Annotated in this window: 11 protein-coding genes; 7 read left to right on the top strand and 4 right to left on the bottom strand. The window is 39.6% G+C overall.

What is annotated here, in order from left to right; genetic code table 11:
• Positions 1–30: 30 nt before the first annotated feature.
• The 3 genes from AN395_RS04735 to AN395_RS04725 form a co-directional block, all read right to left on the bottom strand.
• A complete protein-coding gene (locus AN395_RS04735; RefSeq protein WP_054982261.1) occupies positions 31–900 on the bottom strand; it encodes a class I SAM-dependent methyltransferase in 870 nt (289 codons plus the stop codon).
• Between the two features lie 67 nt (positions 901–967).
• Positions 968–3,589 (bottom strand): TonB-dependent receptor domain-containing protein, encoded by a 2,622-nt coding sequence (locus AN395_RS04730; RefSeq protein ID WP_054982260.1) that lies wholly within the window; start codon positions 3,587–3,589, stop codon positions 968–970.
• 245 nt (positions 3,590–3,834) lie between these two features.
• Complete coding sequence (locus tag AN395_RS04725) at positions 3,835–6,177, bottom strand: DNA polymerase II (protein WP_054982259.1); 2,343 nt, start codon at positions 6,175–6,177, stop codon at positions 3,835–3,837.
• 232 nt (positions 6,178–6,409) lie between these two features.
• Between AN395_RS04725 and dinG the strand changes: the two genes are divergently transcribed.
• From dinG to rsmS, 6 genes are read left to right on the top strand one after another with little or no spacing between them, the layout of a single operon-like run.
• On the top strand, positions 6,410–8,485 hold the full coding sequence (dinG, locus tag AN395_RS04720; RefSeq protein WP_054982258.1) for an ATP-dependent DNA helicase DinG: 2,076 nt from the start codon (positions 6,410–6,412) through the stop codon (positions 8,483–8,485).
• Positions 8,485–9,261 (top strand): TSUP family transporter, encoded by a 777-nt coding sequence (locus AN395_RS04715; protein WP_054982257.1) that lies wholly within the window; start codon positions 8,485–8,487, stop codon positions 9,259–9,261. Before dinG ends, AN395_RS04715 begins: the two co-directional genes overlap by 1 nt.
• Positions 9,262–9,870 (top strand): primosomal replication protein, encoded by a 609-nt coding sequence (locus AN395_RS04710; RefSeq protein WP_054982256.1) that lies wholly within the window; start codon positions 9,262–9,264, stop codon positions 9,868–9,870.
• Positions 9,870–10,766, top strand: a complete 897-nt coding sequence (locus tag AN395_RS04705; RefSeq protein ID WP_054982255.1) for a histone deacetylase — start codon at positions 9,870–9,872, stop codon at positions 10,764–10,766. Before AN395_RS04710 ends, AN395_RS04705 begins: the two co-directional genes overlap by 1 nt.
• A 49-nt stretch (positions 10,767–10,815) precedes the next feature.
• The gene (locus tag AN395_RS04700; RefSeq protein ID WP_054982254.1) at positions 10,816–11,097 is read left to right on the top strand and encodes a late competence development ComFB family protein; all 282 of its coding nucleotides are present in this window, start codon (positions 10,816–10,818) and stop codon (positions 11,095–11,097) included.
• Positions 11,081–11,233, top strand: coding sequence for a pleiotropic regulatory protein RsmS (rsmS, locus tag AN395_RS19345; RefSeq protein ID WP_024033713.1), 153 nt, complete (start codon positions 11,081–11,083; stop codon positions 11,231–11,233). Before AN395_RS04700 ends, rsmS begins: the two co-directional genes overlap by 17 nt.
• A 2-nt stretch (positions 11,234–11,235) precedes the next feature.
• Here rsmS and AN395_RS04695 read toward each other — a convergent pair whose 3' ends face one another.
• The gene (locus AN395_RS04695) at positions 11,236–11,760 is read right to left on the bottom strand and encodes a hypothetical protein (RefSeq protein WP_054982253.1); all 525 of its coding nucleotides are present in this window, start codon (positions 11,758–11,760) and stop codon (positions 11,236–11,238) included.
• 105 nt (positions 11,761–11,865) lie between these two features.
• Between AN395_RS04695 and AN395_RS04690 the strand changes: the two genes are divergently transcribed.
• Entirely contained in the window at positions 11,866–12,759 is an 894-nt protein-coding gene (locus AN395_RS04690; protein ID WP_054982252.1) for a DMT family transporter, read from the top strand.
• The last annotated feature ends 8 nt before the right edge of the window (positions 12,760–12,767 follow it).

The following is a 12,767-nucleotide window of genomic DNA, read 5'->3' as shown; positions in this document are numbered from 1 at the left end:
GAACAGAACAAATTTTAGTAATGGGGCTAGCTATTTGCGTCCTTTGTAAAGCGTTCCGATATATTCATTATTAGAGTCAACTAGAGCCTCTTTAAATGTTTTATCGCCTAACAATAACAACTGGCTAATATCCTGAGAGTTTAACGCCGCTTGCTTTAAGTCACTTAACCTAAAGATCAGCCCTTCGAGCTCTTGAGTAAATAATTGATAAGCGCGTTCTAAATCAATTTTTCTATTATTCAAAATAAACTGAAAAAAGTCGGGATACTGTGTTCCATTAACTGCGTGAGGGTGTACTTGTCTTTCAAGCTGGATAAGGTTATTTATTGTTTTTATCAAGCTATTAACCTGAGCATTATCATCTTTTTTCAGCTCATCAATTAGCTGCTTTAAAGGAGTTAACAAGTCACTACGTACACGTACAGCAGACTCCAATATAAGCACATTTGGTTTAACTATATCTGAATCTATTTCGTGGCAAACAATTTGATATAACCCACCCGGTTTTAATACTCTAAATAATTCAGAAATGCTCTTCGAAAGCTCACTGTATTCAATTGCAAATTGAGCCACTATCGCATCAAATTCATTATTTTCAAAAGGTAAGGACTCTGCACTTACATCTGATAAAATACTAGAGTCGGGCACGCCTGTAACGCTCTTTGCCACTGTTGCTTTATCAATACCAATAAAGCTCAGCTGATCTTTACTACTATCGTGTATAAGCTGTATCAGTGCACCATTGCCTGTTCCTATGTCTAGTATTTTACACTGTGGACTAAGCTCAGTAGCAAAACTTGTCCAGCTCTGCTTGAGCTTGCCTGTATAGTTTTTCTTAATATCCTGCCCAAATGAAGTTAAATACCCTTGAGACCAATACTCACTCCAATAATTTTCCATAAAAAATCCCCATAAAAAAAGGGCTGAATAAATTCAGCCCTATATATCAACCTGTTTCTAATTAATATTAGAAGCTAATTGAGTAGTTTACACGGTAATCACGACCAAAGTTGTTGTAAAGGTCTTGGTTATCCCATGTACCAGCTGAAGAAAGAACTGGGTCTTCGTCAGTTAAGTTACTTACAGTAAATGTTACAGCGCCGTAAGGACCTGCATTGTAGCTGTAAGTTAAGTTATGGATTAACCAGCTGTCTAAATCACCTGATTGCTCGTAGAAACCATCGCCATCTTCATCAACTTCAGTTTCAGACGTGCTTGCTGTGTAAGTAGAGTTCCAAGATACTGTATGATCATCAAGTGACCAAGAAATTGTTGCTACTGACTTAAGATCAGGTTGGCCAGACCAACCAGCAGTGTCTTGTACAACACCACCCACTTCAGAATCGTATGAAAGTGTTACACTGTTAACATTGTTAAAGCGGAAGTCACCAAAATCAGTCTCTACGTTTGCATTAATAGTGAAATCAAAACCTTCGATTTCAAAACCAGCACCGTTAAAGTAAGAAGTACCTGCTTCGATTAGCGTACCTGAAGCAGAGCGCTTAAGGTAGAAAGTTTCATCAGACGTATCTGTATCAACACCTACTGCAGTGATTAGGCCAGCAGCCTCATCAGATAATAAGCCCTGTAGAGATTTAGACTGAATAACGTTATCAATAGAAAGTTGGAAGTAATCTAACTTAAAGCTTAAGTTATCGTTTACATCCCATGCCACACCTAAGTTGATGTAATCTGAAGTCTCAGCTTCAAGTTCTGAGTTCTGAGTATAGTATGTGTTGTACTGACGTGATGTAGTAGAACCGTTATTATAATCGATTGCAGATTCAGCAGAGAATGTACGTGCTGCATTAAGTAAATCTAGACCTGGCGCGCGGAACGACTCAGAGTATGAACCACGAATCACTACGTTATCAGCAACCTGCCAGCGAGCAGATACTGCTGGAGCAACGTTGTCACCAAAGTCAGAGTAATCATCGTAACGAGCTTTTAAGTTCACTTCTACTGCATCAGAAACTGGTAGTACTGATTCGAAGAAAACAGCTGTCACATCACGGTCACCCATTGAAGAGTTACCAGCAGAGCCACCGATTAAGCCAGCTTCAGATTGACCATCGTAAATATCTTCGTAAGTTTGTTCAAAATATTCAACACCTACATAGTGAGCAACAGCACCACCTGGTAGTTCAAATAAGTCAAAACCTAAACCAGCAAAGTATTGGTCAAAAGTAGAGCCTGAGTTTTGTAACGTAGTCGACTTCATGTTGGCAATGCCTTCATCAGAGCCTAAATCGATATCGTTAGCTTCGTTGTATGCTAAACCACTGTAAGAAAGGTAGTACTCACCTACAGATTTGTTATCTGCTTTATTGTGGTGGTAGTAAACTTCCCAAGAAGCGTTGTTCCAATCTAAGTCACCACGTAAACCAGCTGTTAAATCTTGGTTGTAATCATCTACGTTACCATCACGTGTACCAATACCTACCCAACGGAATAAACCATATGCACCGTCTTCACCGTATGGGTTATGCGGGTTATCAGCTGCCATGTTTTCCCATGCTGCAGCCGGTGGAGCGTAACGACCAAATGAAGAGTTTTGTACAAACATTGTTTGAGCAAAGAACTCTATGTCGTCTGTTAGCTCGTAGTTAGCACTAACATATAATGTGTTACGGTCAATTGATGCTGTGTTGTAAGATACATTAGCGAATGCATACATACAGTACTCAGAACCTGGGCCCCAATCTTCGTTTGCATCAACGCGGCGGAAAGTATCTTCACCGTATTCAGAGATTAAATCATCACATAAAAGTGAAGCTGACGCTGTAGAAAAATCAGGTGAAAGTACAGTAGCGCCAAAGTATGACCAACCTACAGTATCTGCAGTGTAAGCTTCAATGTCGCCATCACCGTCTAAATCACCAAGCTGAGCTTTAGTGTAGTCACGGTCAGCATCTGAAATACCTTTACGAGATTGGTGATCGAAAGAGAATGTAATGTTACCTTTATCGTTTGAAACACCACCAACTACAGAAAACTCTGTAGAAGTAGTACCTTCATCTTGGTCACGGTGACCCGCGCCAATGTTGAAAGTTAAACCTTCAAAGTTCTCTTTCATAATTACGTTAACAACACCTGCCATTGCATCAGAACCATAAATAGAAGATGCACCTTCAGTCATGATATCGATACGTTCAACAGCAGCCATTGGAATAGCATTAAGGTTAGCAGAAGCACCACCTAATGTTGGTGAACCTGGGAAACGGCGGCCATTTAAAAGTACTAAAGTACGACGTGAGCCAGCACCACGTAAATTGATAGTTGCTTGAGATTGTGCTGAGCTACCAGAACGCTCTGAGAACGAACCGAATGAGTTTAATGAACTAGAACGTAGTGCATCTGCAACTGTGTAGTCACCTTCTAGCTTGATATCAGCAGAAGTAATAGATACTACCGGAGAAGCACCCTCTAAATCTGTACGTTTGATACGTGAACCAGTTACTTGGATGCGTTCTACTTTCTCTGCAGACTCTTCTTCTGCAGCAAATGAACTTGACGAAAATGCAGCTGTTGATACTGCACCAAATGCAATCGCTAAGCGAACTGCCTTTGAAACTTTATTATTTAACATTTGATTCTCCCTGGGTCACCACTTGTTAGAAGCGACTATTATTTAATTATTTTTTGTTGTCACAGTTTGTTAACAGCGACTAAACCAAATACTAAACAAAAAATATCTAAAAGCCAACTACTGTTAACCAAATATTAATTAAAAAAGGGTTTTTTATTGTTTTTTAGCTTAGATGAGGAATAACTGTACAAAAATAAAGCTAAAGCGTAGATTATGTAATCAAAAATTGCATTAATAGGTACAAGTTAGAATAGTTCGAACTGTTTTAGCTCGAAACTGTTTACGTTAACGTTAACAAATTGCGTAACCATTTCTAATAAAGGTACAATTTGTTTGTCTATATACAATGGGTAGTCGTAGCTATGCAGCCCTTGATACAGCTCAACACCGTGGGTTGTGTAAACAAATGTAACAAATTCACCTCTTTTTAGCGTAAATTCACTATTTTGTTTCTGAAACTTTTTTACTGCTTGCACATGTGGAGGGATATTTTTTTGATAGTCGGTTAAGTTTTGACCTAAACGTTTTTTAAAAACCAGCAAATGATCAAATTCGCCGCGTAAAAGTTTACTAATGTAATCGTGTACAAGGTCATTTATTTGCTCTGGTTGATCAAAAAGGAGGGTAAATAAATCAAATTGAAACTGTTGAGCCAGTCTAGTCCAGTCACTTCTTACGGTTTCTAAGCCTTTAAAAACCAATTTTGATTCATCCGGCTTTATTAACTGCCCCACATAGCGTTTTTTAGACCCCACGCTTTTACCTCTTATGGTGGGTAAAAAGAATGGGCTGTAAAGCGATTCAAACTCTATTTCTAAATGGCTAGTTAAATTATGTTTAGCGTGTATGTTTTGCTGCCACAATGTGTTTATGTGTTTAGCTAACTGTTTACCTATTTTATTACAGGCCTCAACACTTAAATCATCCGTTAGTTTTACAAAGGTCGAATCTGTATCTCCGTAAATAACACTATAACCTTGCTCTTCAATCCACTTTTTAGTTTGCAGCATTATCTCATGACCACGCAAAGTAATAGAGCTTGAGAGTCGAGGGTCATAAAAACGACAGCCTTGTGAGCCTAATACACCATATAAACTGTTCATTATTATTTTAATCGCTTGGGATAGCATTAAATCGTGATTATCTTTTGCCCGCTGGCGCTGTAGCGCTAGGCTTTTTATAAGCGCTGGTAAATGGTGCTGCTCTCTTGAAAACAATGCGTTATTAAAACCTTCAATACTGTTTTCAGGGTTTTCAATCCCTTCTATTAGTCCAAGCGGGTCTATATAAAAGGTTTGCATAATACTGGGGTACAGGCTTTTAAAATCAAGCACGATGACATTTTTATACAGCCCCGGTACCGACTCCATAACATAACCACCTGGGCTTTCAAACGTCAGCCCATGGTCGCCCATATTAGGTGCTACATAACCGCTGCGATGTAATAAAGGCAAATACATGTTTACAAAAGCCGCCACTGAGCCGCCGCGCTTTTCTAGCTCAAGGCCTGTTAATTGTGTGCGAATAACAGCAAAATCGAGAAGTTTTAGCTTATCGAAGATTTTATTAACGAGTATGCAGTCTTGCCGATTGTAGTTAGCGAGCGCGAGTTTATCTTCATTAAATTGACGAATAATTTCTTGTAAGCTGTTACTAGATTCAATTAATTTAGACTCGCCTAAAATTTCTTTAGCTACATTAGCAAGTGAAAAAGTTTCAAAACTATAAGTAGCATTTTTTAGAGTATCAATGCCATCAATTACACAGCGCCCGGGAATAGAAACCCGTGTAAAATGGCCTTTTCGAACATATAAAGGAAGGTTTCCTCTTCCTAGTAATAGTTTTACCCCAAGTGCCACAGAGCGCTCATAAATAACTGCAAAATCAAACTCAATAACATTCCACCCAATAATAATATCTGGGTCGCACTGCTTGATAAGTGTTACAAGTTGCTGTAATAGTGCAACCTCGTCTGCGCACCATATAATAGTATAACCAATCACTGGGTCGTGATGCTCAGGCTCTCCAATCATGATTACGCAATCTAAACCACAGCCTACCAAGCCAATAGAAAACAACACCCCACTTTCATTGCACTCTATATCAAGTGACAACTTAGAAAGCACAGGCGTATAGTCAGCGTTGGTTTTTAATTTAGCATCTAAAATTTCAGTGTAATGTGCATGATCCACTCGTTTACCCGTGATCCACGCCCCGCCTTTAATAAAGCGCTCCATTAAATAACGCTCAATGGGCCTTATATCATCTTCATAAAGTGTAATACCGCGACTTTTTAACGCTTTGCTCGCGCTATAAAAGTGTTTGAGTGAGTAAAAGTAACAGCCACACATATCTTGCTGCTGAAAATTTTTAAGTGAAAGAGGTTTAATTAAAAAGTTTAGTGATTCGGCAGATAAAATGGCTTTAGCTGCTTTTGTATCTGAGTTTTTTATAAAAAATAGTGCGGTTTCATTCTCAGAAATTGTCTTTATTGGTCCATTATCGGTAGCAAACCAAATTTCATATTGTAAACCCTGAGCGCTATCGTGCGCTTGTGCAGAAAGTACAAAACCAGATGTTAAATACACTATCAATAAACCTTACTTATATTTTGTTTTTCTACTTTAGGGCCATGAACGTTAAGGATTGAAAATTGTTCAACCTCAAGATATAAACAGGCCATAATAGGGAGTAATTTATAAACTTAAAAAATCGCCGCATTAATTTACTAAATTAATTTCATCCTTGCTTGTAGTTACACGGTTATAACTCTAAAATCCATACACTGTAATTATATACATATTTTAGGTTTATCTCCCCATGCTTTCTGACCAACTAAAAAAAACAATTAGGCAAGTACACCAGCATGTGGCTAGTAACCTTACTGATTACCGCCCACGCAGTAGCCAAAACTACCTTGTTGCCGAAATAGCAAAAACACTGGCTGGCGAATACCATAAAAAACAGCGAATATGTGTTATTGAGGCTGGCACAGGGACTGGTAAATCACTTGCTTATTGTTTGGGCGCGTTACCGCTTGCCCTTGCTCAAAAAAAGAAGCTGGTTATATCTACTGCTACCGTGGCCCTACAAGAGCAATTAATAGCAAAAGAGCTGCCTTTTTTTAAAAAACACTCAGGCCTCGGCTTTAAGTTTGACCTAGTAAAAGGTAGGCAACGCTATATATGTGCCCATAAATTACATAACGCTGTTAATGGCGATAGCCAAACCCAAATGGAGTTTATGCCCACACTTACCTCGCCGCTAAGTGATATGGAAACTAAATGCTTAAAAGGCCTTTACGATGCCTATGTAAATAAAAAATGGCAAGGCGACAGGGATAGCTGGGCCGACACCATACCCGATAGAGTGTGGAACTTAATCGCATGCGATAAACACGCTTGCCAACGCCAAATGAAAGCCCATCAAACCTGCCCGTTTCAGCTTGCTCGTAATCAGCTTATGCAAATGGATGTGCTTGTTATTAACCATTCACTGCTACTGGCAGATTTGGATTTAGGGGGCGGTAAAATTTTACCCGAACCTGATAACACCATTTATGTAATAGATGAAGCGCACCACCTTGCACATATTACCCGCGACTTTTCATCGGCAGCGGCCACTATTAAAGGCACCATTGATTGGCTAGATAAGCTCACCAAATTTAGTGGCAAAATGTCTAAGGTATTAGTGGGTCAAAAGGCCATTGGTCAAAATTTCAAATTGTGCGATAGCATTAACGATGCTAATAAAGACTTAAAAGTGGTGCGTGATCTTCTTGATAATGCCGACTTTGAATACTCAAAAGACGATACATATCGTTTTGAGCATGGCGAAATACCAAAATCATTGCACAACAAAGCTAAAGATATAAGTGACGCCACACTAGATGCACTGCGTTGTTTAAACAAAATGCACGATACCCTCACTCAAGATGTAAGTGATGGCGATATAAAACCTTACGTTGCCGACCCTGTCTTAGCCGAAAGCGGGCACTATATAAACCGCTTAGAGCAATTAAATAAGCTGTGGTATAGCTATGCAAATAAAGGCGAAGGTACACCTCACGCAAGGTGGATCAAACGTTTAGAATATAAAAACCATCACGATCACCTATTAAGTGATTGCCCTATCGAAGTTGGCTACTACTTAAAAGACAAACTATGGAATGAATGCGCAGGGGCGGTACTATGCTCGGCGACTTTAAGTGCTCTTGGTTCGTTTGACCACTTTGCCTATGAAAGCGGATTAGCAAAAGAAGAAGGCGTTAAGTTTATTAAAGTGCCCTCACCTTTTGATTACCCTAAACAAGCAACCTTGCGTATTCCGGTAAGTAAAATTGAGCCAACCGACAAAGCATTTAGTGACCATATAGCGCAAACCTTGCCAGAGTACTTAAACACAAAAAAAGCTAATTTGGTGTTGTTTGCATCGTACTGGCAAATGGACCATGTGGCTAAGTTTCTTAGAACAAAAGGTTTTAGCTTATTAGTGCAAGGCGAAATGTCGCGCGAGGCATTATTAAAAAAACACACCCAAAATATTGATAGCGGTAAAGGTAGTATTTTATTTGGTACGCAAAGCCTCTCAGAAGGGCTTGATTTACCTGGTAAATATTTAGAAAACTTAATAATTACAAAAATACCGTTTGCAGTACCTACATCACCAATAGAAGAAGCCCAAGCCGAATTTGTACAAAGTAAAGGCGGTAATCCATTTTTGTCTATTACGGTGCCCGATGCAGCAAAGAAATTGGTACAAAGCTGTGGTAGACTGCTGCGAAAAGAGAGCGATGAAGGCCGTATAACCATTCTCGATAGACGCTTAATTACCAAGCGCTACGGCAAAGCCATGCTCGACACCTTACCACCTTTTAAAAGACAAATAGATTATTAATGTTTGAACTTGCTTTAGAACCCACAACACTGGCAGTTTTATGTGCCGCAGCCCTTGCTGCTGGCTTTATTGATGCAATTGCCGGCGGCGGTGGCTTATTAACAGTCCCTGCACTACTCACCGCAGGCTTGCCACCGCATGTAACGCTTGGCACCAACAAGCTTGCGGCAAGCTTTGGCTCATTAACGGCCAGCTACACATATTATAAAAAAAATCTATTTAGTCCAAAATTTTGGGCAAACTCCATTTTTGCTACAGCCATAGGCGCTGTGATTGGTACGTTAATAGTCGATCACTTAAGTATTGAATTTTTAAATAAGCTTTTGCCTATCATTATTATTATGGTGGCTTGTTATAGCTTGTTTGGTAGTTTAAGCACCACACAGGGCGATGATTTACCAAAAGTAACACCAATACTTAAACTAAAGCAGTGGTTACAGGGCTTAGCGTTAGGTTTTTTTGATGGCGTAGCAGGCCCAGGCGCCGGTACTTTTTGGACCGCATCTAATAGTTTATTTTATAAAATGAGCTTACTGCTTAACTGTGGTTTAGCCCGCTCAATGAACTTTGTATCTAACTTTATATCGCTTATTACCTTTGTGGCACTTGGTCATGTAAACTTTTTATTAGGCCTTATCATGGGCTTTTTTATTATGTTAGGTGCTTGGATTGGTGCTCACTCAGCCATTCGCTTTGGCGGTAAGTTTATTCGCCCTGTTTTTAACACTATGGTTATACTCCTAGCATTAAAACTGATTTACGAGGCTTATTTGTAAATGCAAACCCACGCGTTAGATAAATTACGCCAACAAGTTGCTACGCTTAAACAACAAGCTGAGCAATTTGATAGCGCAAAGTTGTTTTCTAAAAACCGCTATATGCAGGCGCAGCCTAGTTTATTTGACCGCGGCGTATTTAGTACTAAAAGCATGAACTTAACTGACTACGTAACAGAAATTGAAGACGAAATTACCAGCTTACCACCCAGTGATCATCGCCATGCTTATGCTTATGCACTCGAGCGCATAGGTAATCAAGTACAAGCTGTATTTAGTGTTATTAAATCGACCCCCATCTGGGCAAAAGAAAACAAAAGCCAGTACAAACCTAGACCCAGAAATACGGTTTATAAGCAAGCCGTAAAAAAAATAATGCAATCGTCGCACGAGCTATACGACGAGCTTAAACAAAACCATGAGTTTGAACGACGCTTAGTGTTAATGATTGAAGAGCGTAAACTACAAATGGAAAAAGCCAGCCCAGCGCAAGCACAAAAACTTAATATGGAAATTTTAACCACGCATGCGCGTTTAGGCCGCTGCCGTAAAGCTATTTCGGCCACCGAAGATAAAATTCAACAAGTCGAAAAACAACAATTACGCTAATGCAGCTTTTTTACCACCCGCTTTACAGTGCTTTAACGCTTCCTGAGCGCCACCGTTTTCCTATTCAAAAATACCAAATGCTAAAAGCAGAAATAGAAGGCTTGGGCTTTGGGGCTACACAGTTTAATACACCAACCAAAGCAACGCCCGAGCAGCTTGCACTGTGCCATAGCCAAGATTACATAAATGATTTTTTAAACGCCACGCTCAGTAATAAAGCAATTAAAAAGATGGGTTTCCCGTATTCACGCGAATTAGTAGAGCGTACGCTACTTTCGGTTGGGGCAAGTATTCAAGGCAGCGAATACGCACTAAAATATGGTTTTTGCGCTAATTTAAGTGGTGGCTATCATCATGCATATAGCGATTACGGCAGTGGCTTTTGTATTTTTAACGACTTGGCTGTGGCTAGCGCGCATTTAATCAATACAAATCAAGCCGATACCGTATTAATATTTGATTGTGATGTACACCAAGGCGATGGCACGGCACAAATTACGCAACATAATAACGCTATAGTTACTTGCTCTATTCATTGCGAGCAAAATTTTCCGCGCCTAAAGCAACACTCTGATTACGACTTCGCCCTACCTGCCAACACATCAGATACCGAGTACTTAACAACGCTAAAACAAGCCCTCGAATTTTGCGTGCGTATTCATAACCCCGACATTATTTTATATAACGCAGGGGCTGATATTTACGAAAAAGACGAGCTAGGGTTATTTAACGTAACGCTTGAAGGGGTTTATGCGCGCGATCATTTTATTGTTAACTACTGCAAAGCCCATAACATCCCACTTATGTGCGCTTTAGGTGGCGGTTATCAGCGTAATTTAAATGCGTTAATTAATGTTCATAAACAACTATTTAAAGCTGCTATCGATTTATTTTAGTGCTTAGTATACACTCAAATAAACGGACTCTATAAAAGGCGCTAGCACGATGCGACTGCACGACGACATACATAACTTTTACGAAAAAATTGTGGTTGAAGAAATCATTAAACGTAAACTAGATAAAGTTTACAGTGAAGATGTAATGGCCGATTTTTGTTGCACGGTACTTAATCAATTGCCGCCACGTTATATTAGATACGATGTAGATATGGCCTTTTATTTACCACAAAGTGAACGTATTCACATGGAAGAGCGCGTACAAACCGCTATTGATGTTGCTATTAGCCAAATTTCAAAAAAGAAAGATTTATATGACCAGCCCACTTGATAACGCCCCTACACATGTAAAACTGGCAGTGGATTTAATTATGCTTTTGGAGCAGCACGAAGTTGCTCCAGAGGATGTATTAAAAGCGCTCGAAATTGTAAAAAGTGACTTTGAACAAAAACAAGCCACCGCTTAGTATTATTCTTTTGTTTGCACTTCGTATTTAGTCACAGTGCCCTCGTGTTTGTTACAATCAATTTTAATCTCGCCAAACGTGCGTCTTGGGGTTGTTGAGCGACGGCACGTCATTTTTTGAGCTTTACTACCATATTGGCTTATGTACAACGCAACGGTTTCGTCTATTTTAAGCTGTTGCGCCGAAGTGGCTGCGTTATAAAAGGTATTGTATTGCGCCTGCCAACTTTCAACTCCAGCCTCTTTTGCAACGCCTAGCCACCCCATACCCATGTTAGTGGATTGTGTTAAGTACTGCCCTTTTAAAAACATAAACGACAATGTGTATTGCGCGCTTTTATAGCCAAGTGCTGCAGGGTCTTTTAGGTACATAAAAGCTTGTTTATAATCACCTTTTTTATACGCTTTTATGCCATTGTACTCATGTTTTTTCATGGTTATGTCATCGTATAAATTAATAGGCGTAGACCCACAACCACTTAATAAACCCACTCCCATTATTGCTGTGATCAGTAAATATTGGCTCATGACTATTCCTTTTTTATTATTTTTATATGCGAGTACCGAATCTGGCTTACAGTTAATGCAAAGCCTGTTACTCTGTAAATTAATTTGTATAATTAAAATACTATCATGAGCTTAGCAAGTTTACTTCGGTTATTTTTTCTGGCTGCAATTTGGGGTGCGTCATTTTTATTTATGCGAATGGCAGCAAACAGCTTAGGCCCAGCGGTGTTAATAGAGTTTAGAGTTGGCTTTGCCGCACTCACCCTCTTTATTGTGGCGCTGTATTTAAAACGCTGCTTGGCGTTTACTAAGCACACAAAGCACTTTTTTATAATTGGCGCACTTAACTCCGCCCTCCCCTTTTTACTGTTTGCTTATGCCGCGCAAACAATTAGCGCCTCTACCTTATCTATTTTAAATTCTACAACGCCCATATGGGGCGCGGTGGTGGGCATTATTTGGAGCAGAACCAAACCAACTAAAAGCATGGTGTTAGGTTTGCTGTTGGGTTTAATAGGCGTGGCAATTTTAGTTGGGCAAAATCATTTTGTATTAAATAGTCAGTCACTTATTGCGATTGCAGCAGCGCTAAGCGCCTCCCTGTGTTATGCCATTGCATCCCATTATACAAAAAATGCCCCTAAGCTTGCCCCGTTCGATAACGCACACGGCTCTATGTGGGCAGCCAGTTTCATAGTACTGCCCCTTATACTTTTTATGCCAATGCGCGAAGTACCTAGTACCAACGTTATGCTTGGCGTATTAGCACTTGGCGTGGTGTGTACCGCACTTGCTTATATTTTATTTTTTAAACTTATTGACGATATAGGCCCAACCTCAGCTTTAACGGTCACGTTCTTAATTCCGCTATTTGGCATTTTTTGGGGGCATTTAATTTTAGATGAGCAAATAGGACCAAATACGTTACTCGGCGCATTATTTGTTATTGTGGGTACTATGCTGGTTACTGGTTTTTTACCACGAAAAAAGCACTTAGCTAAAACAAGCAAAGTGCCTTAAATTTTATA

Source organism: Pseudoalteromonas sp. P1-30, assembly GCF_001400005.1.
Taxonomy (GTDB): Bacteria; Pseudomonadota; Gammaproteobacteria; order Enterobacterales; family Alteromonadaceae; genus Pseudoalteromonas; species Pseudoalteromonas atlantica.
The sequence above is the reverse complement of the archived record's forward strand: the minus strand, read 5'-3'. Positions and strand labels throughout refer to the sequence as shown.

What these genes read in the sequence shown, in the direction of transcription:
- AN395_RS04735 (WP_054982261.1), bottom strand. Translation starts at nt 900, where the DNA reads ATGGAAAATTATTGGAGTGAGTATTGGTCTCAAGGGTATTTAACTTCA.
- AN395_RS04730 (WP_054982260.1), bottom strand. Translation starts at nt 3,589, where the DNA reads ATGTTAAATAATAAAGTTTCAAAGGCAGTTCGCTTAGCGATTGCATTT.
- dinG (WP_054982258.1), top strand. Translation starts at nt 6,410, where the DNA reads ATGCTTTCTGACCAACTAAAAAAAACAATTAGGCAAGTACACCAGCAT.
- AN395_RS04715 (WP_054982257.1), top strand. Translation starts at nt 8,485, where the DNA reads ATGTTTGAACTTGCTTTAGAACCCACAACACTGGCAGTTTTATGTGCC.
- AN395_RS04710 (WP_054982256.1), top strand. Translation starts at nt 9,262, where the DNA reads ATGCAAACCCACGCGTTAGATAAATTACGCCAACAAGTTGCTACGCTT.
- AN395_RS04705 (WP_054982255.1), top strand. Translation starts at nt 9,870, where the DNA reads ATGCAGCTTTTTTACCACCCGCTTTACAGTGCTTTAACGCTTCCTGAG.
- AN395_RS04700 (WP_054982254.1), top strand. Translation starts at nt 10,816, where the DNA reads ATGCGACTGCACGACGACATACATAACTTTTACGAAAAAATTGTGGTT.
- rsmS (WP_024033713.1), top strand. Translation starts at nt 11,081, where the DNA reads ATGACCAGCCCACTTGATAACGCCCCTACACATGTAAAACTGGCAGTG.
- AN395_RS04695 (WP_054982253.1), bottom strand. Translation starts at nt 11,760, where the DNA reads ATGAGCCAATATTTACTGATCACAGCAATAATGGGAGTGGGTTTATTA.
- AN395_RS04690 (WP_054982252.1), top strand. Translation starts at nt 11,866, where the DNA reads ATGAGCTTAGCAAGTTTACTTCGGTTATTTTTTCTGGCTGCAATTTGG.